Here is a 20,292-nt window from a genome sequence, read left to right on the forward strand (position 1 = left end):
GTGTTTCAGTCTATTGCAAAATGGTATAAGCGCCTTGTGCTTCATAATTCTTCCCGTAACGGTCGGTTGCTCTCACCTTCACCTGGTGTTCGCCTGCCGGCAGCTTAAACGGAATCTTCACCCACCAGAGGTGCGTGCTCTGCACCGCATGCGAAGGACGTTTCCCGTTCAACAGTTTCTCGGTGTGATCGAACTTGTGGAGTACATCCAGGTACGCGGGATCCGCGGCTTCCATGTATTCCATGGGCTTCCATTCGCCGCCGTCGATGGAATATTCCACCTTGTCGCCTTTGGCGCCCATGAAGAAGTTGGCGTAAATGCCCGCCGAGCTGTTCCGGTCTTTCTCAATCACCTTCGGAATCGACAGCTCAATCTGGTAACCGTCGGATTTACCCGCCACTTTATAATCGATGCTGTATTGATTGCCGTGGATGTTCAGGAAAGCGTAGCCTTTCGGAGTGCCGTCGCGCATGGTGGAAGCGGGAACGCCCTGGGCGTTGATCTCGCCGGAGTACCAGTCGCCGGAAGTAGTGCCTGCGTTGTATTCGTGGTGCGGCTTTTCCTGCATCCATCCGTCTGCCTTTCCGTAGAAATTCTGGCGTTGCAGGTGGGTGTGGGCTGACATGGACAGCGTGTTCGGGAAATCTTTCAGCAATTCGAACAAGCGGTTCCTGTCTTCGGTCCGGAATGATACGCCGCCTTCGTTCAGCAGCGGGATGTGGAACGCGAGTACCACCAGTTTATCTTTCGGAACGGTTTTGAGATCGTTCTCGATGAACTGCAGCTGGTCTGCACGCAAGCCGCCCCAGTAGCCTTTTCCGTCGCGGGGATCGGGGTAGATGATATCGTCAAGTACGATGAAGTGCGCGTTGCCGTAGTTGAAGGCGTAATTGGCGGGGCCGAAGTTGGCTTCGAAGGTTTCGTCGGCGAAGAGGTCGTCTTTCGCGTCGTAATTCATGTCGTGGTTGCCGATTACGTTGTACCAGGGCAGGCCTACTTTCTTCACGGCCTGGATGTACGGGCCGTGCAGGCTGAGGTTATCGCCCACAAGGTCCCCAAGGCTGAGGCCGAAGGCAACATTCTTCACGCCTTCCACTTCCTTTACAACGCCGTTGCTGAAATGCTCGATTTCCTGCAGGGTGTAAGGTTGCGGGTCGCCGAATACGAGCACCCGGAAATTGCTGTTTTCCTCCTGTTTGCGCAGGCCGAAGTTCAGTTGCGCAGGCAGCGTACCGGTAGGCGTGGAACCTTTGAACTTGAAATCGGCGGGCGAGCCCTCCGGCTTATGGATATAATAACTTTGCGGCAGGTTATTCGCATCCAGGGCAAATTGGTAGCCTGCGGGCTTGATCACGAAAACTACCGTGCCCGGGCGCTCCGGCAGTTCATAATTCCCCTGCGCGTCGGTACCGGCCACTTCAGTACCGTTGCTGACATACACGCCGGAAAGACCTTTCTCTTTCTTGTCCAGCTTCCCATTTCCATTCAGATCTTCATAAACCCTGCCTTTCACCTGTGCCTGCGCCATCGCGGCGATCAGGGTGAGTGCGGCGAATGCCGTAAAAAATTTCCTTTTCATGCTGATTGATTTTATTGTTGCCACCAAACTTTTACATCCAGCCTGTCGCCACCAATCTGCTGCACTGCTTTCAGATAGTTCTCGGTATTATAGATTCTGACAGTGGTAGGATAGTACATGCGCGCCGGCATATTGCCGTTATTGAACATGAACGACGTTTTCGGCAACACCGGGAAACCAGTGCGGCGGTGTTCGAACCATTGCTGGTAATCGGTGAAAAACAGCGCATAATACTTCTGTAACATAATACGGGAAAGTGTTCCATCATATTGCGCCGCGGGTGCGTCGAAATAATTGGTCGGCATCACACCTCCCCACATTTCAATCGCCGCTTTCACACCGCTTTTGTAATGATCTTCCGCCGATGTGGTGATATGACCTTTCTGCGCCAGTTCGGCTTTAATAAATTCCACTTCTGCAAAGCTCATGATCGGCACGATCATCGGCGCGATTACCAGGCGCTGCAGGAGGCCGGAAGGTGTATAGTCCATCACCGTCTGCGGCTCCATATAGCTGACGGGCAATCCTTTGTATCCGAGATTGGCATTATCCTTCCCGCGGGCTACGCTGGCGAAAAGTTTAAGTCGCGGATCATTCACGTCGTTCAGATTTTTCATGAAGAAATCGAACCATACGCGGCCGGTACTGAAGTCCTGCGGACGGCTCCACGGTGAAATATTCGGCACGGAACCAGTAATATTGAGCACCGCGGCATCAGCGTTGGCCGTAAAGATAGGATGCGCGGCTGCATTATTGATGATCTCGGCCATTTTACCATAGTTCTCCGGCATTTTACCGGCGGAACGCAGCAGCAGGCGAAGGCGAAGGGAGTTGGTGAACTTCCTCCATTTGGTAAAGTCGTTGGCATACAGGATGTCTGCCGCATAAGTTGCGGTAGAACCCTTGCCGTAAATAGTATCGGCTCTTTCCAGGTCGGCCAGCAAGGTTTTATACACATCTTCCTGCTTGTCGAACGTCGGGAAGAACTTGCCGTCTTCACCACTGAGCGCGTTGCTCATGGGTACGTCGCCAAAGCAGTCAGTCAGAACCGAATACATCCAGGCTTTGAGGGTTAGCGCGATAGCCAGATAGTTGCTATTGCCCAATTTCGCGGCGCTCAATTCGATCTCGCGGGCATTGGCCAGCCATTTGTAACCTGTAGTCCATATACCATTGCCTACGTCTTCCCGGAAATCATACAGGAATATCTGGTCGTCCACATTTTCGTTGGGGAAAGGTCCTGCCACTTGCATCAGATCGAAAGTGAAGGACCGGCTGCGGCTCATGCCATAAGTCGCTGCGCCGTAGATGGTAGGATTGAGTAGCGTGCCCGGCGTAATGCTTTCAAGACGGTTCGGGTCGGAGTTGGTTTCCATGAAGTCCTTGGTGCAACCGCCAAGCGCCAGGGTAGCGGCAGCCGCGGAAATCAGACTGATGGAACGGATATTTTTACCTATGCGGGAGAATGTCATTTGTTGCTGTTTTTCAGGTTGATTACAGTTTTACTTTCAGGTTGAAGCCAAAGGTGGCAGGGTTCGGCATCTGCCCAACTTCCACACCGGTCAGGATACCGGTACCGCCTGCCTGAGTCGCCACTTCAGGATCATAAATCGGGAAGTCGGACCACACCGCCAGGTTACGGCCATATACCGCCACGCTCGCGCCTTTCAGGAAGGAATTACCCACGAGCTTCGCCGGCAGCGAGTACTCCACGGACACTTCACGGAACTTCAGCCAGGAAGCGTTGAATGAGTTTGCTTCCGTGTTGTTCAGGCGGTAATATTGCGCGTAGTAGTCGGCAGGACGAACCCTCGTCGTATTCGGTGCATAAGAACCATCCGCCTTCTTTTCCACGCCTTCACCCACGATCCAGCCTTCTTCACGGCCTTTCAGGGTATGTTTCAGTTTACCCTGCTCGGTCATTTTGTGGTGGGAGTGCGAATAAAGGATGCCGCCGTACTGGCCGTCGAACGTAGCGCTCAGGCGGAAGTTTTTGTAAGTCAGGTTGTTCACGAGACCGGCTCTCCAGTCGGGGTTGGTATCGCCGATGTATTCGGTAGTTTGGGTCACAACGGGCAAACCGTTGCTGTACACGATCTGGCCATCCGGAGCGCGCTCGAACTTCAGGCCATACAGCGCGGAAGCAATCTCGCCTTCAACGGCGGTGAGCGTGGCGCTGGAAGAGCCCATGATCGACAGCTTGCCGCCTAATCTCGGATCAAGGCTGATCACCTTGCTGCGGGTAGTGGCCCAGGTAGCGATCACATTCCAGCTGAAATGCTTGGTTTTAACCGGTGTGGCGGTCACGATCAGTTCCACGCCGCGGTTGCGGATCTCGCCGGAATTCAGGATAGCGGAGCTAAAGCCGGATGAGTGTTCCAGGGGAACAGACAGGATCTGGTTTTTGGTATTGGTCTGATACACGGATGCATCCACACGCAGCCTGTTCTTGAAGAAACCCAGGTCAAGTCCGGTTTCGATGCTGGTCGCGATTTCAGGTTTGAAGTGCAGGTTGTACAACTGCGTAGGCGCTTCAGCGGAGCTGGGGAAGTCGCTGCGGTTGTAATATTTGTTCGTTCTGTAAGGATCGGTGTCGTTACCTACCTGTGCGGCAGACAAACGGTATTTCGCAAAGCTGACCGCTTCCGGCATCTGGATCATCTCGCTCAGGATCACGCTGAGGTTGGCGGAAGGATAGAAGAACGACCAGTTTTCCTGCGGCAGCGTGCTCGACCAGTCGTTACGGCCGGTCAGATCGAGGAAGATCCTTTCACGGTATCCCATGTTGATCAACCCGTACACGCTGTTTACTTTCTTATCGGCATCGTAGGTCGCCACGAGCGGGTTGCCGATACCATTCGTCATTTTATACACACCCGGTACCACCAGTCCGATCAGCGTATTATCGTTACGCTTGTACTGGCTGGTCATGGAATTGGCGCCCACGGAAGCGTTCAGGGTGAAATTGCCATTGTTGAATGCGTCGCGGTAAGACAAAAGGAAGTCGCTGTTGATCTCCTGGCTGTACACCTGCTGCGTCTGGTAGAAGCCTTGTCCGTAGCGGTTGATATCCCAGGGGCGGCGCTGGTCGCGGGCCTGCTGGTTAGTGTTGATGCCGGAGCGCAGCATCAGGCTGATCTTCGGTGTGATCTGCGCGTCTACTTTCAGGTTACCGGTGAGCTGGTTGCTGCGAAGGCCGTTCTTGATCTCATCGGTCATGGCAAACGGGTTGTCGATGAACGAGCTGTACGGGCGGATCATGTCGATACCCTCGAAGCCGGGGCGCCAGAGCGGACGGTACCAGTTCAGGTCTACGTTCGGGTTCTGGAAGATCATGAAATAAGCGATGGAGTGGTTATTGTAACCCAGGCCCGGCAGGTTATCGGAAGTTTTGTTGGTGTAATTCACCACGGAGCTCACCTTGATCTTGCTGGAAATTTTATACCCTGCATTCACGGAAGCGGTGGTCCGCTTGAAACCCATGGAAGGCATGATCCATTTGTTGTCGGTATGGGTGAGCGAAGCGCGTACCGTTCCCAGGTCGCCCGAATTATCGAGGGTGATACTATTGGTGGAGGTACGTCCTGTTTGCCAGTAGGATTTGCGGTTGTCTTTGTAAGGTACCCAGGGCGTTCTTTCCGCACCTTGTCCGAAACGGGTGGGATCGTACTGGTAGTACATCTGTCCATTGAATTTGGGACCGAAAGCGCTGGAGCTGCCGCCGGTGTTGCGGCCGTCGGCGGATACACCGTAGGAATAAAACATTTCACCGTCGGCGTTATAGTTTGTTTTACCATCGCCCTGGCCGTACTCGTATTGATAATCGGGCCAGCGGGTGATAACGTCCCAGCTGTTATTGGAGTTGAGGGAGATACCCAGTCCTTTGCGGGTTTTACCGGATTTGGTGGTAATCAGCACCGCTCCGTTGGCCGCGCGGCTGCCGTACAGCGCGGTAGCGCCGGGACCTTTCAGCACGGAGATGCTTTCGATATCGTCGGGGTTGATATCGGCGATACCGTTGCCGAAATCCACGGGTACGTCGATGGAAGCGTCGCCACCCATGTACATGTTGGAGGCGCCGGAAGTGGTGAGGCCACCGTTAACGGGGATACCGTCGACCACTACCAGGGCAGCGTTACCGTTGGTAGTAAGGGAGCTTTCGCCGCGGAGGCGGATTTCCTGGGAGTTCAGGGGGCCGCCGAGGCCGGCGATGTTGAGGCCGGCAACTTTACCGCGCAGGGCTTCCGACCAGTTGTTGGGGCGCGCGTCGGTGAGGGCTTCTGATCCAACGGTTTGCTGGGCGTAGCCGAGCGCCTTTTCGGCACGTTTGATGCCCAGTGCGGTCACCACTACTTCGTTCAGGCTGCTGGACGAGGATTTCATGGTGAGTTTCAGCTGGGGCTGGATATCGTTAACGATGTAGGTAAGTTTTTCATAACCGATCATGGAGAAAACGAGCGGGGTGCCTTTTTCGGTAATGTTGATGGAAAAGGAACCGTTCTCGTCGGTCATCCCTACCAGTTTGCCGTTGGCAAGGATGGTGACCCCGGGCATGAGGGAGCCGTTGTCCGCCGTCCGAACCGTGCCTTTTACCGGCATTTCGGCTTGTGCATAAAGCTGGCCCGGCAAAAACAATCCCGCGCAGCAAAAGATGCAGGCGAGTAACTGTAGTAATTTTTTCTTCATATGGTGATCGATTAGGTGATCTGTAGATCGTGGTTTCAGGGCGCAAAGGAACAGCGGGTGTGTTACGGGAACACTAACTAAACTTTACGATAATGTTAACATTTTGAAATTCCCCGTAATATTTTGAAAGCGAGAGTTGTGCAATTTTTAAAGCGCGGCGAAAGGAAATTGAAAATCGCACGTTGTAGCAAAACTTCTAAAATGGGTTTCGGGAAAAGTTAGGGATAGCAGGCGCTGCCCGCAATCCGTACCTTACACACTTGTTTATTTTTATTCACATATCAATAACAAAATCAGCTGTAAACCTGAATGTTATGAACCAAGGCAGCGAAATAGAGGATCGGCGCCGACAGGAAAGTGCCGGCTGGGGCTGGTCCAGTGGGAGGGAGCAGCGGCTTTTGGGAGGACTGCGGCGAAAACCACAGTGGCTTTTCTATTTGCAAACAATTAACAATTTCAGCAGATTTATTCGGTATATTGGGTCCAGAAACCCGACTCGAATTATTGGAAAAACCACGCTCTGAACGATCCAAAAACCCACTTATGCGCTACCCCGCCTACATACTGACAACCTTTGCCGGATGGGTGAATCAAATTATTTCCGCAGGTTCTAAGGGTTTGCCCGAAGAGAAGGCGCACAAAATACGGACGGTTAATAGTATCTGCCTGATTACGGCATTGCTAGCCGTGTCCATCGGATACTTCTTCTACCTGTATTCGGGAGAAAACGGCATTCTGATTCCTGCTATTTTTGAAGGGGCCTTGTTTTTGGGAATTATCGTCCTGAACAAGAACAAAAAGTATGAGGCTGCCAGCCTGGGAGTGATGCTCGCGCATTGCCTGTGCGCCTTGTATTTTGCAGCTATTCTCGGGAAGATCATTAATATTTCCCTCATATTGGTTTTCATCTTCGGCATCAGCTTCCTGGTGTACCGGAAGCGCTGGCAGCGAATTACGGGCATTACCGCGGCAATCCTGACACTGATCGCGCTGGAAGTCAATTACTATTACAATATCGTACCGCCTTTACAATTGGCGGAAGAATTTCAATATCTCCTTCGCTGGGTGGCTTTGCCCTGTTTCCTGCTCTTTGACGCGCTCGTGCTGGGATATTTCGTGCAGGATATCCGGGAAAATAAAATCCTCCTGAACCAGGTTTCCATGCTCATCTTCAAAACCTCCCACGAAATGCGGAACAACCTAGCGTCCAACTCTATCCTCATAGATCTCCTCAATGCCGAAATCAAGGACAACCCGGAGTATGAAAAACTGAAGCATTATGTGGAACAACTTTCCACCATCAATTCCGGCATGCGTAATATCGTCACTAATGTGCTGAACATGGGCGAGATCGAAAATGGCAGCGCCTCCGGGATACACCCGGAAACGTTCGAGCTGCGCGCATTTATTGACGGCATCATCAAAATCCAGCAGATCAAAGCGGAATCCCGTAAACTGGACATTCAACTGGCATACGACGAAGCCCTACCCGTCTACATCGAAAGCGATCCCCTCCAGCTCAACATCGCCATCACCAACCTCATCTCCAACGCCGTTAAATACGGCCGGGAAGAAACTCCCGTCCTGGTGCGCCTCTCGGGCATCAACAACAACCGTTCGCTGGAAATTTCCGTCGCCAACCAATGCCCTGACATCCCGCAGGAAAAAATCAAACTGCTGTTCAATAAATTCATGACCGCGAAACATAACAAACGGATCGAAGGCTCCGGGCTCGGATTGTATATCGTTCGCAGCATCATGGACCAATTCGAAGGAACTTACCACGTAACGAGCCAGAACGGCCTTACCACCTTCACCATTTCCTTCCCGCTCGTTGCCGGCCAGTCTCCCGAAACCGCTGCGCCACAACAAGCCATCCACCAATTGGCAGGCCTGAACCTAAGCTTCGCGGAAGACGATCTCATGCAAAACAAATTGCTTTCCTCCCTGCTGCAATCTTTCGGCTGCGCCATTACGTCGAGCATCGACGGGCGCCAGCTGCTCGAAAAGCTCGAAAGCAACCCTACCCTGCCCGACTGCATCATTCTTGACGATAACATGCACGCCCTGAGCGGACCCGAAACGCTGCGCGCCCTCAAGTCCGACGTGCGTTTCAAACACATCCCCGTGATCATGATCACCGGCAAAGGCGGCCCAACCGAGCATTGGACGGAACTCGGCGCGCGAGGCGTTATCCGCAAACCTTATGACAGATTTACCCTCTTACAGCAATTAAGCCAGCACCTGCAATCGCAGACACTGGCTTAAAGACTTCTACAAATAGGGATTTAAGCCGCAAGCTCCTTGACTTTGGCCAGGTCTTCAGAAGGATGACCGCCTTTTTTGTAACGTTCCGTCAGGTTCAATGTCCAGAAAAGATTGCCGGCGATCATTAGCTGAAGGTTTTCCGCGTATTGCCGCACCGCTCCGTTCCATCTGCCGAAATCCGGTAGCTGCTGCGTAAGGGCTACAAATTCCACTGCGTCCGCGTCATGAATGGCCAATGCTTCGAGGTATGCTTCGCTTAAAGAGCAACCCCTTTCGTTTTCAATGATCAACACCAGGTTCATCACGTCGTTCCCCTTCTCTAGGTGAGCGGAGAAGTAATCGTTCGACCACGCCTGGATGCTGCACGACAACTGTTCCAGCCGGTCGATAACGGGATGCTGCACCACAGCATCGGGGAGCGTGGTACCTGTGATGGCTTCGCAGAGATGGATCATCGAATACACGTTCACCGCTTTCATGCGGATGTTCACGAAGGTTTCGAAATCGGGAAAGACCTGCGGAACGCGATATGCAACTTCCTCCTGCAAACCGTCGAAATAACGGTCGAGGCTATTGCAAAAACGATCCAGCCATTTTGGAGAAGCGATCGACAGCAACTCTTCACGCATCTTCGGAAGCGAATTAAAAATTTCCTCTTCGGAAGCGAAACGCCCGTACCGCAAACCGTCCAGCGAAATTTTGCGGATACGATCGATTTCGGCAGGGTCGGAACGTTCATGAATATCATCCACCGTAAAAGCCCAAATAAAAAAACGGCAGATCGCCGTCAGTTGCTCCATCGATGCATGTGGAAAGATACAGCCGCCGCAATGCCCCATCCCCGTTTTGCCGTATTTGAACTTCATTTTATCTGGCAGCCAGTTATAGTCCGTCTCGATCCAGGTACGGAGAACGGCTTCCATGGCTGCGGCATTCTCGTTGAGTTTGTGAGTGAAGGAATACTGCAGTGCATTGGCATTAAGGATCTCTTTCATGGTAAAGTGCTTTTTAAATAAAGAAATATAAATGTGTAATCGTCTGACTCAAATTGGATAATGGAGGATGGCACGGTCACAGGCCCTCCGCCTGTCCGTCTCACGTCATCCCCGATGTGTTCGCTGTCTGATGAAAGAAAAGTGTCACGATAGAAAGTGCATCTTTTCTGTGTCCTATGGCTACCGTTACCCGGATGGATAACTGCATAAAAGTTACACTTATTAGCCGGATGTTTTATAAGTCAATCAGTTAATGCGTACAGCCGCGATTGTCCCTTTCGTAACCCTAATGTCTTATTTTGTTAAACAAGGGCGTTTTTTGCCAATGGATGTTTAAACATTCAACGTCTTCCCGCGGAAAGCCGGGGCATTACGATATACGCCCCGTGCGCGAACGCAAAATGAATTGGAATGCAAGGGAGGAAGTTGTTGGCCTGTTGAAGGTTATGATCTCACGCTTACACAAGAAAAATTGCGTTAATGCTGCCTTAAAGAGGGTTTACTAAGGGGTAACTAAGGGTTTAAAGTGTATCTACAGTATATTAAAGGCATATAAACCCGCTACAGTAAAGGGGAAGTATGTATTGTACCTGTATAAGATATACATACAGTACCCCTTCCTTACCGCTACAGTAACCCTGCCTTCGCTCCGGAGAAAACGTAAAAGGCCGGTGGCTTCCCAAGGAAACCGCCGGCCCCAAAAACCTCTTTTCACGGCAATGTTACTTCACCCAATAGGTGTTCAGGACATTCCCTTCACTGAATTCGCGGGAAGACACCAGTTCCAGCCCCGTGCGGCCGAATCCGGGCGGGAATGCGGGAATTCCGCCGCCCAGCAGAACGGGTACCGTAAATATGCGGTATTCGTCGATCAGGCGGAGCGCCGTCAGCTGCGCAACGATGGTACCGCTGCCCAGGAGCACGATATCGTTGCCGTCTTCTTCCTTCAGCTTTCTTACAAAGCTTTCCATCGGCTCCTTTACCAGGTGCGCGTTGTTCCAGCTAACAGATTGGAGGCTGTTGGAGAACACGTATTTGGGCAGTTCGTTCATCTTTCGCGTTACTTCCGGGTTATTATCCGTGGCCCCGGGCCAGTAGCCCGCCATCAGGTCATAAGTGATCCGGCCGAAAAGAATGGCGCCCGATGAATTCATCATTTTTACGCCGTAGGATTCATATTCGCCGTCCACATTGTGCCAGTCAATTTCGCGGTTGGGCCCGGCGATATAGCCGTCGAGCGATGCAAGGTTGGAAACAAAAAGTTTACGCATATCTGATTTTTACTGGTAACGCATCGGCGGGTAATTGAGCAGCCGGCGCCAGAGCCCCAGCTGACCGATGCAATAGGATTCCCGGTCGATGCAATATAACAACATATCCAGCAGGTTGATCTCATCCATACCCGGCATGGGCCAGGGGTTGGGACCGTTCAACTGATCGCTGGTGGCTTTGGCGAAGGCTTCGCGGAGCATCGGTGTGATGCGTTCCCAATCGGCACGAAGCGTATCCAGGGAAGGATATTCCGCGTCGGGCTGGATGCCTTTGTGGTTGTCGAACAATTCGTGGGCTTGTTGTTTTTCCTGCAATCCCAAAACATTGGCCATTTCAAACCGTTCCTGCACCAAACTTCCTGCCAGCCAGATGGGATGGTTGGCCGGGGTATCGAGCCGTTTGCGGGCATCTGCTTCGGTGAGCCCTTCCAGCACGAAATGGAACATGGGCGTATGCCCGTCGTACAGCAGCAGCCATGCCGCCACTTTGCCTGCTTGCGCCACTTCTTGTGTATTCATGGTTTGTGGTTTTAAGCGATTTTCAACAAATGGGTATAAGCGCGGGTCCGCTTCGCGATGAGCGTTACCGCGAGCCCCAGTATGCCCGTGAGGGTGAAAACGAGTGCGATGCCGCGGTCCAGCCCTGTACCGAACCACGGGCCGATCAGCCTGGCCCCTTCCCCGTCGGTCATAAACGGAATGAAGAAGAAATGCGCCAGCGGGCCAATCATGATCGCCGTTAGCGGCGACGCCGCCTGTTCGATGCTTTGCGCAAACCCGAACACGCGGCCCTGCCGTTCCAGCGGGATCACTTTCTGGATGATGGTCTGCTCCGCCGCTTCCACAACGGGGATAAGGCAGAGGTACACGAACATCCCAACCGCCAGCAATACGATGGAAGCCTGCAGCGCGAAGAAGATGCAGATGGTCCACATCACGATATTGCACATGAACAGCGTCCGGATGGGTTGCCTGCCCAGCCCTGTGCGCGATACGGCGATGCCGCCCACGATGAAACCCAGGCTCAGCACGCCCCAGAGCACGCCCCATACTTCCACCGACACGAGCGACAAGCCGTAGGGATCCATCAGCGCCATAAAAACCCCGCCCAGGAAGTTGTTGAACGTGTTGAAAAAAATCAGCCCGAACAAACCGGGGATCTGCCGCACGATCTGGATGGTACCCCGCACATCGAGCCGCGGCTTTTCGTTATGCGCTTCCCGCACGAGCGTTTCTTCCATTTTCACGAACGAGAGGTGGAAGATACAGAGCATAGTACCGGCTACCGCCGCGGCCATCGTCCAGAAGATGCCCAGCAGGCCGATGGCCAGTCCGCTGAACACAGAGGCCACGAGGAAAGCGGTGCCGTTGGCGGTGCCCACGAGCCCGTTGGCTTTATCGCGGGTATCTTCCGGCACGAGGATCGTTACGACCGTAGGCAGCGTGATGTAGCGCAGGTTGCCCGCGAGGGCGCCCAGGAGCGAGAGCACAATAAAAACCCATAGCACCGCGCTTTCCGGGTTTTTGAAAGTCGCCGCCGGGGTGATGGCATACACGAGGGCCGCCAGTGCGAAAAACACCAACGAAGCCACGCTCGACAGCATCATGACGCGCTTTTTCTTGTAATGGTCCACAATGGAACCGAGGTAAAACCCGGAAACGGCGACCGTACCGATGTAGATACCCGCCATCCAGGAGGTGGTGAGAACGGATTTGGTTTCGAGGTACACCCAAAAGGTGACGGCAAACCATACGAAAGTGTTGGTAATGCCGGCAACGATGGAATTGATCAATATTGCGTAAAACGGTTTCATGCATGCAGGTTAAATGGGTATTGCAATGGTACGCCCATTCCGCGAAACGGATGACGGCAGGAAGCGACAATTTACAGGGGAAATCGGGCCAGCCTAGTTATCAAGCTGGCGATAATCGAACTGGTGGCGGATAAACCGGTTGAAGAACTGGCCTTTCGAGCCCGATTGCAGCATGCGGGCATACATATCCGGTGGCACGGGCTGGTAGGCATATACTTTACCGGAAACGAAAGTGATGACGAGCACCTCCGTTTCGGGATTGTAGCGCATATGCCGGATAACGGTGGATGGCATGGCGTGGAGATTTATTCGTCGTAGCCGCCCGGCTTCTGGTTGTCGGGGTTATAAGGCGGAACGTTCCGGTTAATAAGTTTATCCTGTCCTTTGTCGCGCGTTTTGCGGTTCTGCTGGATGATGACATACAACAGGATGGCGCCTACGAGTACGATGAATGCAATTAAACCTGAAGACATGATATTAGTTTTTCTTTCAGTAGCGGAAGAATGATGCCAGAGTGGGCGCCGGGCGGGGGGCAGGTTGCAGGGGCAGGAGCGATTCCCCGCGCTGTGGATTTTCTTCCACGGCGAAGCGGTGTTGTTTGAAATAGTGTAAATACGGAAGAACGGCACACTTGTTGGCCGGGGTACCCTAAATCATCGCTTTATGAATAAATTCTGGAGAGCACTTATCGCGGGTTACGGCGCCAAGAAACTGGGCGGCGGATGTTTGAGCACCATCCTGATTTTCATTATTATTTACTGGGCGCTGGGGCACTGCGGCTAGGGTTTAGAGTTTGGTACCGCAGTATTTGCAGCATCTGGCGTCGGTATTATGTCCTTCGCGCCCGCAACCGGGGCATGCATTGGCGGAGTGCCCTTTTTCGCGGTAGGCATGTGCCATTTCGGTGGTCACGATGCCGGTGGGCACTGCGATGATACCGTAGCCGAGGAGCATGATGAAGCTGGCGATGAACTTGCCCAGCGGGGTAGCCGGCGCCACGTCTCCATAGCCTACGGTGGTGATGGTCACGATAGCCCAGTAAATGGACTGGGGAATGCTGGAGAAGCCGGGATTATCTTTTTCCACCAGGTAGATTACCGATCCGAGGATGATGACGCAGGTGAGTACGAACAGTATGAAGATGCTGATCTTGCGCATGCTGCGGCCCATCGCAACCGTCAGGAAGCGCATTTCGGAGATGAAGTGTACGAGCCGGAAGATCCGGAAGATGCGGAGGAGGCGCAGGGCGCGGAGTACCAGCAGGGATTGCGCGCCGGCGAATAAGAAGCTGAGGTAAGAAGGAATGAGGGCCAGGAGATCGATGATCCCGAAAAGGCTGAAAACGAACCGTTGCGGCTTATGGATGCAACTGAGCCGGAGGATGTATTCGATGGTAAATAGAATGGTGAAGAGCCATTCAAGGGCAAAAAAAGGCCGCCGTAGCGGACGTGCAGGCTTTCGACGCTGTCGAGCATGACAACGAGTATACTGGTCAGGATACAACCCAGCAGTGCGATATCGAACGCCTTGCCGGCGGGCGTATCCGATTCGTAGATGATCTTTTGCAGGCGTACCTGCCAGGGTTTCAGCTGCCTGTCTTCCATTGTCAATTAACCTTTGGGCGATTGCACTGCAAAATTACTGCCGCCCGGGGCAGCCCCTGCGGATACAATACCTGAGCGGGCAGCATTCGTGCGGCACGATCAGTCATCTTCGTCTTCTTCCTCTTCGAGCCATTCCAGGTAAGCATAGTACCAGTCTTCCAGCTCATCCAGCAGTTGCTGCTTTTTTTCCGGCTCGCCATGGAAATAATCTTCCACGTTATCGATCTCTTCCACGATATCGATGTAAGCCATTTCTTCGTCTTCTTCCACGCGCTTCGCAAAGAACCGGGGTTTCTCGGTATGAAAAATATACTCGTTGTCCGGGTCCGTTACGGGATCATCTGCAATCATGAACTTCGGTAGTGCCATTGGATAATCATTTTAGTTACAAACCAGTGAACACAAAAATATGGATTTAACCGGTATGAAAAACATCTAAATCCGGTATGCTGTTTGTAGCCGCACTGCAAAAAATATTCATCTTTCTTTTCCCGGAAATCCATATTACCTTTGCAAACATCTGATGATATGATGAACAAAGGAACCATATTGCGGCGCAACAGCCTGGCAGACGAAGTGGCTGCCGGCCTGCAGGCGCAGATCACCGGCGAAACCTATGCCGTGGGCGACCGCCTGCCCGCCGAACCGGAGCTGATGGCGCAGTTCGGCGTGGGCCGCAGCACCGTGCGGGAAGCCGTGCGGCTGCTCGTCAACGCCGGGATGCTAAGAGTGCAACAGGGCCAGGGCACTTTCGTAACGTCGCGCCAACCGCTCACCGGGCCCCTCGGCAAAAAGCTCCACGGCGCGGATTACCAGGAGCTCAACGAAGTCCGCCTCCTCCTCGAAGTGAAAATCGCCGAAAAAGCAGCGCTCCACCGCACCCGCGACGATCTCGCGCGCATGAAGGCCCACCTCCGCGCCCGCGAAAAATTCGCCAGATCCGGCAATGTGGACGCTACCATGCAGGCTGATGTCCACTTTCACACGAGCATCGCCGTGGCTTCCAAGAACAGCATCATGCTCGAGCTGTACCAAACCATCGCCACGCATATGCTGCAGTCGTTCAAAGACCGCCATAAAGACACCAGCGATTTCGCCATCACCCAGTCGATGCACAAAGCCCTCCTCGACGCCATCGCCGACCAGGACCCCGCCGCCGCATTGCTCTGGGCCACGCGCATCAGCACCCATAACCGTTGAAACCATTCTTTACACTATAAACATCAGATGATCTGACAACAATGGACACTACGCTTGAAACGGACGACCCACAGGTACAGGCCAGGCAACTGGCGGAGAAGACCGCCTTTTCGGTGCTTATCGCCCTGAGCTTTACGCACCTGCTGAACGACACTATTCAGTCGCTTATCCCCGCGATTTATCCGCAGCTGAAGGATTCCCTTCACCTTAGTTTTTCGCAGATCGGCCTTATCACACTTACTTTCCAGCTTTCAGCATCTATCCTGCAGCCGCTGGTGGGGCTGTACACCGACAAGCGCCCGCAGCCTTACTCCCTCGCCATCGGCATGGGTTTCACGCTGGTGGGGCTGCTCTGTCTCGCCATGGCCCACTCCTTTGTGATCGTATTGATTTCGGTGGCGCTCGTGGGCATGGGCTCGGCGGTCTTCCATCCCGAAGCATCGCGGCTGGCATACATGGCTTCCGGTGGGCGCCATGGCATGGCGCAATCGCTCTTCCAGGTGGGCGGCAATACGGGCAGCTCCCTGGGCCCCTTGCTCGCCGCGGCCATCATCGTGCCTTTCGGGCAGTCGAGCATCGCCTGGTTTTCGCTGATCGCCATGCTGGCCATATTCGTGATGCTGCGCATCAGCAAATGGTACCTGGGCAATACCCATCGCATCAAACCGAAAAAAGCGGCCGGCCACCATGCCGCCTTACAGCTGTCGAAAGGGAAAGTAGCCTTCGCGCTGGGGATCCTGCTGCTGCTGATCTTCTCCAAATATTTCTACATGGCGAGCCTCACCAGCTATTACACGTTCTACCTCATCGGTAAGTTCAATGTATCGGTACAGGCTGCGCAGGTGTATCTCTTCGTGTTTCTCTTCGCCATTGCGGCGGGCACCTTCATCGGCGGGCCTGTGGGCGACCGAATCGGCCGCAAATACGTGATCTGGATCTCGATCCTCGGCGTGGCGCCGTTCGCGTTGCTGATGCCGCATGCCAACCTCTTCTGGACCGTGATCCTCAGCGTCTTTATCGGCGTGATCCTTTCGTCCGCCTTCTCCGCCATCCTGGTTTATGCGCAGGAACTGATGCCGGGCAAAGTGGGCATGATCGCGGGACTGTTCTTCGGTTTCGCATTCGGCATGGCGGGCGTAGGCTCCGCGCTGCTGGGCGAACTGGCCGACCGCACCAGTATTTACTATGTGTACGAAGTGTGCGCTTACCTTCCGCTGATCGGGCTGCTCACTGGTTTCCTTCCCAACATCGAAGGCAGCCGCAAGAAATAAACGTCCGTTGCCCGTTAACAAAAAAGGATGACCGTCATGGTCATCCTTTTTTGTTTTTGCAATGGCGTATAATTTTTACAACCGCAGGTAGGAAGTCAGTTGGATCGCGTGCTGGTTTTCTGAATACCCGTACCGTTTCTTGTAATGGTGCATGTATCCGAGCTCCACATCAAACTTGCGGCTGAAACGGTAACCGGGGCCGACGAACATACGGTTTTCGTTGAGCCCGGCTTTGCTGTAGTAAGAATTGTTGTTGATGTCGATGAACAGCTCATTTTGTACGGCGGCGTATATTCCTTTGGTGAAATTTTGCTGCCCGTTGAAAGGCAGCATACCCCTGAGCTGGTAACGGAACCGGTGGCCTGTGAAATGTTTTACTTCCATCTCATCAGCCGGATGATACACGGTTTCATGTAAGAAGCGCTGTTCCAGCCGGGCGCGGTGTTCCAGCAGCAGCATTTTAACCGGGTGCGAGAAGGCGAACTGCTGCCAGGTGCGGCGTTCCTCGTGCGCCCATTTGTCGGTGTAATCGATATGGGCGTAGCCAGCCGAAACGGTCATGCTTTCGTTGATGTGGTAATTGATGCCTGGACGGAGTACGATCGTCTGGTTCGGGCTGTGGCGCTGCCCGAACCGGTACTGGAGTTCCGCATAGACGCTGAATTTGGTTTTCGGGATACGGAAAGTGGAAAAGTGGGTGTACCATCCGCGGATGTCGACCTGGGCCATCATTACTCCCGATTGCAGGAGTACGGCGAGGAGTATAAGCATGCGTTTCATATTCCGAAATTAAGCCGCCTTTCGCTACCCCGGCCGGCCAAAACCGACAGTTCATACACAAAAAAGGACGGCCCGCGGCCATCCTTTTTTAACGAAATGTTAAAGCGGTTTATAACCTTACATACGTGGCCAGCTGGATCACGTTGTTGGTAACCCGGAAAGTGTTTTGACCGTTGAAGCGCATCGTGTAATGGTGAAGGTATCCCGCTTCCAGGTCGAATTTGGAGCTGAAGCGGTAACCAATGGCGCCATAAGCGCGGTTCTGGTCGAAAGCGTGGCTGTTCGCATACTCGGTGTTGGCGAAATTGATGAAGATTTCGTTTTGCACCGCGCCGAAGAACCCTTGCTTAAAGCCGGCTTCCCCGCTGAAAGGGAGCAGTCCTCGGACGAAATACCGCACGCGGTGCGATACATTGCTTTCCACTTTCTCCGGTTCGTAGCCGTTCAGGGCTTGCACTACGGGAATGAACCGCTGCTCCACGCGAACGCGGTGCTGGAACGGCATGAACTTCCCGATGTTGTGGGTCACGATGAGCTGCTCCCAGATACGGTGCTCGGAGAACATGCTCCCAAAGGTACGGTTGCCGACGTTGGCGTAACCCGCCGTGAGAATGATGTTCTTCCGGGCGTGAAAGTTAATGCCGGGCCGCACGATGTACGTTTGCAGCGATTCCCAGTTGTCGGAGCTGCGCAGCTGCCCGTCGAAATGGACGCTGAACTTGCTGTCCGGTATGCGGAAAGTGGAAAAATTGGCAAACCAGCCGCTGAATTGGCTTTGTGCCATTACGGAGGCGCTTTGGATGAAGAGCGCGCACAATAGAATTGATCTGATCATATCTTCAAAAATAACACATGATCATCCCCCCACCAACCCATCAATAGCCGTTTGTCCGTTAAATCTTACCTTTGCCGTATTAAATAATGATGAATATGCCGGTATTGACCGCTACAGATTACGCTGCCCCTTTCCTGCTGAGCAACCGGCATCTGAACACGGTATTTCCGACACTGTTCCGCCGCATTGCCCCCGCGCTGTACCAGCGCGAACGGATTTCCACGCCCGATAACGACTTCCTCGACCTGGATTTCAGCCGTACCGGCAGCCGCAGCGCCGTGATTATCCTCCACGGGCTGGAAGGCAATTCCACCCGCGTATATGTAACCGGGATGGTGCATATTTTCAACGACAGCGGCTTCGATACCGTTTCTATGAACTTCAGGGGCTGCAGCGGGGAAAGCAATAAAGCCCTCCGTTTTTACCACAGCGGCGAAACGGGCGACCTCCAAACCGTCATCAACCACATCTCCCCTTATTACGACCACATCCACCTGATTGGTTTTTCGCTGGGTGGGAATGTGATGTTGAAATATGTCGGCGAGAAGGGCCCCTCCATCCCCAAAAACATCAAATCCGCCGTCGCGATCTCCGTACCGGTAGACCTGCTTGATAGCTCCACCGAACTGGAAAAGCGCCACAACAGCCTGTACCGCATGCGCTTCATCCGCTCCCTCGGCGAAAAATTAACCGAGAAATCCAAAGCCTATCCCAACGATATTTCCCTGGACGGTTTCTCCGCCATCCGTACCTTCCGGGAATTCGACGACCGCTACACCGCGCCCCTGCACGGTTTCCGGGATGCGGAAGACTACTGGCGGCAATCCAGTTCCGCGTTCTACCTGCAAGGCATTTCCATCCCCACGCTGCTCATCAATGCCCTCGACGATCCCTTCCTCGGGAAAGGCTGCTATCCCTTCGACGCGGCGTCAGCCAACCCGAACTTTCATCTGGAAACGCCCGGAAACGGCGGCCACGTGGGTTTCGTCACTTTTTCGGAAAAATATTACTGGTCCGAAAAACGCGCCTGGCAATTCATCCAACACCACCGGTGATCGCGGAAACGAAAGATGCTGTAGCTTTATAGTATGGAAAGGATACAGTCCCTCGAAGAATTCTACCATGCGAAGCAGATTCCCCTTCCGGAAGGCATGAACCGGGAGCTGGGACATTTCAACGTTTTCAACTCCTCCGACTACATCGGCAAAGACGTTCCGATGCCTTACAGCCGTAAGGATTTTTATAAAGTCGCGTTCGTGAGCGGCCGCAACCGTTATTTCTTCGCCGACAAAACGATGGATGTGGACCGGTTCGGCCTCTTCTTCGCCAACCCGCAGGTGCCGTACCAATGCGAGCACCTCGACGAGCGGCAGGCGGGCTTTTTCTGTATTTTCACGGAGGCGTTCTTCCACGGGCATTCGTCCCTGAAACTGAGCGATTTTCCTCTTTTCCGCCCCGGCGGCACGCCCTTGATCTGCCTTCCCGAAGCGCAGGTGCAGCCGGTTATCGACCTTTTCCAGAAAATGATCGCCGAGCTGCATTCCGATTACGCGTATAAAAGCGATCTGCTGCGCAACTACGCGATGGAACTGATCCACCTGGGCATGAAGCTGCAGCCTTCCGCCGCACCCCATTTACCCACCAACGCGGCCACACGGATCTCTTCGCTGTTTTCCGATCTCCTGGAGCGGCAATTCCCCATCGAATCGCCGCGGCAACAGGTGAACCTGCGCACGGCTTTCGATTTCGCGGCGCAGCTGTCCATCCACGTCAACCACCTCAACAAAGCGTTGAAAGACGCGACGGGCAAATCCACTTCGGACCACATTGCCGACCGGGTGCTCCAGGAAGCCAAGGCCCTGCTGAAGCACACCAATTGGAATGTTTCCGAAATAGGCTACAGTCTTGGGTTCCAGGAACCCGCCCACTTCAATAATTTCTTCAAGAAAAAAACGCAGCTGACTCCCCGCACTTTCCGTACCGCCTGAT

18 protein-coding genes are annotated in these 20,292 nt (G+C 53.5%); 5 read left to right on the forward strand and 13 right to left on the reverse strand.

From position 1 onward, the window contains the following. Nucleotides 1-10: 10 nt before the first annotated feature. The 3 genes from WJU16_RS10995 to WJU16_RS11005 are packed head-to-tail and all read right to left on the reverse strand — an operon-like array spanning nucleotide 11 to nucleotide 6,265. The gene (locus tag WJU16_RS10995) at nucleotides 11-1,579 is read right to left on the reverse strand and encodes a calcineurin-like phosphoesterase family protein (protein ID WP_341838358.1); all 1,569 of its coding nucleotides are present in this window, start codon (nucleotides 1,577-1,579) and stop codon (nucleotides 11-13) included. A gap of 11 nt (nucleotides 1,580-1,590) precedes the next feature. After that, entirely contained in the window at nucleotides 1,591-3,051 is a 1,461-nt protein-coding gene (locus WJU16_RS11000; protein WP_341838359.1) for a SusD/RagB family nutrient-binding outer membrane lipoprotein, read from the reverse strand. 22 nt (nucleotides 3,052-3,073) lie between these two features. Then, on the reverse strand, nucleotides 3,074-6,265 hold the full coding sequence (locus WJU16_RS11005) for a SusC/RagA family TonB-linked outer membrane protein (RefSeq protein ID WP_341838360.1): 3,192 nt from the start codon (nucleotides 6,263-6,265) through the stop codon (nucleotides 3,074-3,076). A gap of 543 nt (nucleotides 6,266-6,808) precedes the next feature. Between WJU16_RS11005 and WJU16_RS11010 the strand changes: the two genes are divergently transcribed. Next, on the forward strand, nucleotides 6,809-8,533 hold the full coding sequence (locus WJU16_RS11010) for an ATP-binding protein (RefSeq protein ID WP_341838361.1): 1,725 nt from the start codon (nucleotides 6,809-6,811) through the stop codon (nucleotides 8,531-8,533). Between the two features lie 20 nt (nucleotides 8,534-8,553). Here WJU16_RS11010 and WJU16_RS11015 read toward each other — a convergent pair whose 3' ends face one another. The 8 genes from WJU16_RS11015 to WJU16_RS11050 all read right to left on the reverse strand — a co-directional run bounded on the left by WJU16_RS11015 (nucleotide 8,554) and on the right by WJU16_RS11050 (nucleotide 14,586). After that, nucleotides 8,554-9,528, reverse strand: a complete 975-nt coding sequence (locus WJU16_RS11015; protein WP_341838362.1) for a terpene synthase family protein — start codon at nucleotides 9,526-9,528, stop codon at nucleotides 8,554-8,556. Between the two features lie 722 nt (nucleotides 9,529-10,250). Next, the gene (locus WJU16_RS11020; RefSeq protein ID WP_341838363.1) at nucleotides 10,251-10,799 is read right to left on the reverse strand and encodes a dihydrofolate reductase family protein; all 549 of its coding nucleotides are present in this window, start codon (nucleotides 10,797-10,799) and stop codon (nucleotides 10,251-10,253) included. A 9-nt stretch (nucleotides 10,800-10,808) separates the two neighbouring features. Then, complete coding sequence (locus WJU16_RS11025) at nucleotides 10,809-11,318, reverse strand: DinB family protein (protein WP_341838364.1); 510 nt, start codon at nucleotides 11,316-11,318, stop codon at nucleotides 10,809-10,811. Between the two features lie 11 nt (nucleotides 11,319-11,329). Beyond that, nucleotides 11,330-12,613 (reverse strand): MFS transporter, encoded by a 1,284-nt coding sequence (locus WJU16_RS11030; RefSeq protein ID WP_341838365.1) that lies wholly within the window; start codon nucleotides 12,611-12,613, stop codon nucleotides 11,330-11,332. Nucleotides 12,614-12,706: 93 nt separating this feature from the next. After that, the gene (locus WJU16_RS11035) at nucleotides 12,707-12,907 is read right to left on the reverse strand and encodes a KTSC domain-containing protein (RefSeq protein WP_341838366.1); all 201 of its coding nucleotides are present in this window, start codon (nucleotides 12,905-12,907) and stop codon (nucleotides 12,707-12,709) included. Nucleotides 12,908-12,918: 11 nt separating this feature from the next. Then, entirely contained in the window at nucleotides 12,919-13,086 is a 168-nt protein-coding gene (locus tag WJU16_RS11040) for a hypothetical protein (protein ID WP_341838367.1), read from the reverse strand. 313 nt (nucleotides 13,087-13,399) lie between these two features. Further along, nucleotides 13,400-14,116, reverse strand: a complete 717-nt coding sequence (locus WJU16_RS11045) for an ion transporter (RefSeq protein WP_341838368.1) — start codon at nucleotides 14,114-14,116, stop codon at nucleotides 13,400-13,402. Nucleotides 14,117-14,316: 200 nt separating this feature from the next. Next, nucleotides 14,317-14,586, reverse strand: a complete 270-nt coding sequence (locus tag WJU16_RS11050) for a hypothetical protein (RefSeq protein WP_341838369.1) — start codon at nucleotides 14,584-14,586, stop codon at nucleotides 14,317-14,319. 159 nt (nucleotides 14,587-14,745) lie between these two features. On the opposite strand from WJU16_RS11050, the gene WJU16_RS11055 reads away from it, so the two are divergent. Both WJU16_RS11055 and WJU16_RS11060 read left to right on the forward strand, forming a co-directional pair. Next, complete coding sequence (locus WJU16_RS11055) at nucleotides 14,746-15,417, forward strand: FadR/GntR family transcriptional regulator (RefSeq protein ID WP_341838370.1); 672 nt, start codon at nucleotides 14,746-14,748, stop codon at nucleotides 15,415-15,417. A gap of 41 nt (nucleotides 15,418-15,458) precedes the next feature. Next, nucleotides 15,459-16,688 (forward strand): MFS transporter, encoded by a 1,230-nt coding sequence (locus tag WJU16_RS11060; protein ID WP_341838371.1) that lies wholly within the window; start codon nucleotides 15,459-15,461, stop codon nucleotides 16,686-16,688. A 75-nt stretch (nucleotides 16,689-16,763) separates the two neighbouring features. Here the strand turns inward: WJU16_RS11060 and WJU16_RS11065 are convergent, their stop codons facing one another. Both WJU16_RS11065 and WJU16_RS11070 read right to left on the reverse strand, forming a co-directional pair. Beyond that, nucleotides 16,764-17,468, reverse strand: coding sequence for a DUF2490 domain-containing protein (locus tag WJU16_RS11065; protein WP_341838372.1), 705 nt, complete (start codon nucleotides 17,466-17,468; stop codon nucleotides 16,764-16,766). Nucleotides 17,469-17,577: 109 nt separating this feature from the next. Continuing rightward, nucleotides 17,578-18,303, reverse strand: coding sequence for a DUF2490 domain-containing protein (locus WJU16_RS11070; protein WP_341838373.1), 726 nt, complete (start codon nucleotides 18,301-18,303; stop codon nucleotides 17,578-17,580). A 95-nt stretch (nucleotides 18,304-18,398) separates the two neighbouring features. On the opposite strand from WJU16_RS11070, the gene WJU16_RS11075 reads away from it, so the two are divergent. Further along, the gene (locus WJU16_RS11075; RefSeq protein WP_341838374.1) at nucleotides 18,399-19,358 is read left to right on the forward strand and encodes an alpha/beta fold hydrolase; all 960 of its coding nucleotides are present in this window, start codon (nucleotides 18,399-18,401) and stop codon (nucleotides 19,356-19,358) included. 33 nt (nucleotides 19,359-19,391) lie between these two features. Further along, complete coding sequence (locus tag WJU16_RS11080; protein ID WP_341838375.1) at nucleotides 19,392-20,291, forward strand: helix-turn-helix transcriptional regulator; 900 nt, start codon at nucleotides 19,392-19,394, stop codon at nucleotides 20,289-20,291. Nucleotide 20,292 lies beyond the last annotated feature (1 nt).

Source organism: Chitinophaga pollutisoli (assembly GCF_038396755.1).
GTDB lineage: Bacteria > Bacteroidota > Bacteroidia > Chitinophagales > Chitinophagaceae > Chitinophaga > Chitinophaga pollutisoli.

What these genes read in the sequence shown, in the direction of transcription:
- WJU16_RS11035 (WP_341838366.1), bottom strand. Translation starts at nt 12,907, where the DNA reads ATGCCATCCACCGTTATCCGGCATATGCGCTACAATCCCGAAACGGAG.
- WJU16_RS11015 (WP_341838362.1), bottom strand. Translation starts at nt 9,528, where the DNA reads ATGAAAGAGATCCTTAATGCCAATGCACTGCAGTATTCCTTCACTCAC.
- WJU16_RS11010 (WP_341838361.1), top strand. Translation starts at nt 6,809, where the DNA reads ATGCGCTACCCCGCCTACATACTGACAACCTTTGCCGGATGGGTGAAT.
- WJU16_RS11000 (WP_341838359.1), bottom strand. Translation starts at nt 3,051, where the DNA reads ATGACATTCTCCCGCATAGGTAAAAATATCCGTTCCATCAGTCTGATT.
- WJU16_RS11060 (WP_341838371.1), top strand. Translation starts at nt 15,459, where the DNA reads ATGGACACTACGCTTGAAACGGACGACCCACAGGTACAGGCCAGGCAA.
- WJU16_RS11065 (WP_341838372.1), bottom strand. Translation starts at nt 17,468, where the DNA reads ATGAAACGCATGCTTATACTCCTCGCCGTACTCCTGCAATCGGGAGTA.
- WJU16_RS11075 (WP_341838374.1), top strand. Translation starts at nt 18,399, where the DNA reads ATGCCGGTATTGACCGCTACAGATTACGCTGCCCCTTTCCTGCTGAGC.
- WJU16_RS11055 (WP_341838370.1), top strand. Translation starts at nt 14,746, where the DNA reads ATGATGAACAAAGGAACCATATTGCGGCGCAACAGCCTGGCAGACGAA.
- WJU16_RS11050 (WP_341838369.1), bottom strand. Translation starts at nt 14,586, where the DNA reads ATGGCACTACCGAAGTTCATGATTGCAGATGATCCCGTAACGGACCCG.
- WJU16_RS10995 (WP_341838358.1), bottom strand. Translation starts at nt 1,579, where the DNA reads ATGAAAAGGAAATTTTTTACGGCATTCGCCGCACTCACCCTGATCGCC.
- WJU16_RS11030 (WP_341838365.1), bottom strand. Translation starts at nt 12,613, where the DNA reads ATGAAACCGTTTTACGCAATATTGATCAATTCCATCGTTGCCGGCATT.
- WJU16_RS11020 (WP_341838363.1), bottom strand. Translation starts at nt 10,799, where the DNA reads ATGCGTAAACTTTTTGTTTCCAACCTTGCATCGCTCGACGGCTATATC.
- WJU16_RS11025 (WP_341838364.1), bottom strand. Translation starts at nt 11,318, where the DNA reads ATGAATACACAAGAAGTGGCGCAAGCAGGCAAAGTGGCGGCATGGCTG.
- WJU16_RS11070 (WP_341838373.1), bottom strand. Translation starts at nt 18,303, where the DNA reads ATGATCAGATCAATTCTATTGTGCGCGCTCTTCATCCAAAGCGCCTCC.
- WJU16_RS11005 (WP_341838360.1), bottom strand. Translation starts at nt 6,265, where the DNA reads ATGAAGAAAAAATTACTACAGTTACTCGCCTGCATCTTTTGCTGCGCG.
- WJU16_RS11080 (WP_341838375.1), top strand. Translation starts at nt 19,392, where the DNA reads ATGGAAAGGATACAGTCCCTCGAAGAATTCTACCATGCGAAGCAGATT.
- WJU16_RS11040 (WP_341838367.1), bottom strand. Translation starts at nt 13,086, where the DNA reads ATGTCTTCAGGTTTAATTGCATTCATCGTACTCGTAGGCGCCATCCTG.